This is a genomic window from Photorhabdus viridis, assembly GCF_040256935.1.
Taxonomy (GTDB): domain Bacteria; phylum Pseudomonadota; class Gammaproteobacteria; order Enterobacterales; family Enterobacteriaceae; genus Photorhabdus; species Photorhabdus viridis.
The window spans coordinates 1-1,165 of record NZ_JBEJZY010000164.1 but is presented as its reverse complement, the minus strand read 5'-3'; the positions used below and the strand labels follow the sequence as shown (position 1 = coordinate 1,165).

Sequence of the window (1,165 nt, the reverse complement as noted above, 5' to 3'; positions counted from 1 at the left end):
CAGCTGCAATCTTCGGTTTTGTGGGCAATATGAAGATGAAGAAAGCGGTTTATTTTATAATCGGTTCCGGTATTATTCGCCAGAGACGGGACAGTACCTCTCGCCTGACCCTCTGGGGTTAGCCGGAGGAGTAAATCCTTACAGTTACGTGTCTAATCCGGTGAGCTGGGTCGATCCCTTTGGGTTGGCAAGTTCACCTTCTCAATTATTAAATCGGAAACTTAGAGCTTTACAAAAAGCTCAAGGTTCTGCCGTGAATATCCGCGAATTACCTGATGGGCGAATCCGTTATTATGATAAGGAAGCGTTAGCTAGAACTGAAGGGCCAACGCGTGGACGTTCTCATGTCACAGAGTGGAATCCATCAATAGGAAGTGTGAGGTCTTGGGAAGAAACTTACGACCATTCCAGCAAGGTTAATCGTGTACATCCTAAGATGAAAGATGGTCAGGTATTGGATTTACCTCATTATCCACCCACCAAAGCGGATATAGATTCAGGCATAGCAACAACCCCAGGAAAAGCTATTAAAAAATGCGGGGGATTGTCATGAACGATCTAATCCATCTTTTTATAAGCGGCCTGAATGAAAAACTTCAAGAAAATTACGATACTGCTAACGTTGCTAGATATGCATATGAATTTTACCTTGATCATGACATTGATGATGAGAGGCTAAGATATGTCGTTGATTATTTGAAAGGAATGGATGCAGATCCTGCATTTGAATTAAATAAAGACGAAGTTACTTCTTTTGTTCGAGAAAATCTTTTTTACATCTAAAAACACCGGAAGATCCGTAATGTTCCGGTGAACTCACCTTGCGTTGTCAGATAACCACAAAATGGGATATTAACTGAAGGGATTATCAGGCCAGGGCAACAGCTCATTCAACCGATTGTTCGGCCAGTCAGGTAGCCGGCTGAGGACATCACGTAACCAGACCCAGGGCTCATGTCCGTTGGCTCTGGCGGTTTCCAACAGGCTCATTATCATGGCCGCCCGTTGCCCCGCGGCCAGTGAACCCGCAAAAAGCCAGTTCTTTCGGCCAAGTGCCACACCCCGGACCGCATTCTCCGCCCGGTTGTTGTCTATCGGCACCCGGCCGTCATCCAGATAACACACCAGCGCCGGCCAGCGCTTCAGCGTATAATCTATCGCTTTG

Annotated in this window: 3 protein-coding genes; 2 read left to right on the top strand and 1 reads right to left on the bottom strand. The window is 46.2% G+C overall.

Annotated features, from left to right (window positions below):
• The coding region (locus ABR397_RS22715) for an RHS repeat-associated core domain-containing protein (RefSeq protein ID WP_350307688.1) at positions 1-553 on the top strand (553 nt) is incomplete at its 5' end.
• Positions 550-783, top strand: coding sequence for a hypothetical protein (locus ABR397_RS22710; RefSeq protein WP_165579167.1), 234 nt, complete (start codon positions 550-552; stop codon positions 781-783). The genes ABR397_RS22715 and ABR397_RS22710, both read left to right, overlap by 4 nt.
• A 69-nt stretch (positions 784-852) precedes the next feature.
• Here ABR397_RS22710 and ABR397_RS22705 read toward each other — a convergent pair.
• A partial coding sequence (locus ABR397_RS22705; protein ID WP_350307687.1) for an IS66 family transposase occupies positions 853-1,165 on the bottom strand: 313 nt, incomplete at its 5' end.

Coding starts and splice junctions, on each gene's coding strand:
- ABR397_RS22710 (WP_165579167.1), top strand. CDS start 550: ATGAACGATCTAATCCATCTTTTTATAAGCGGCCTGAATGAAAAACTT.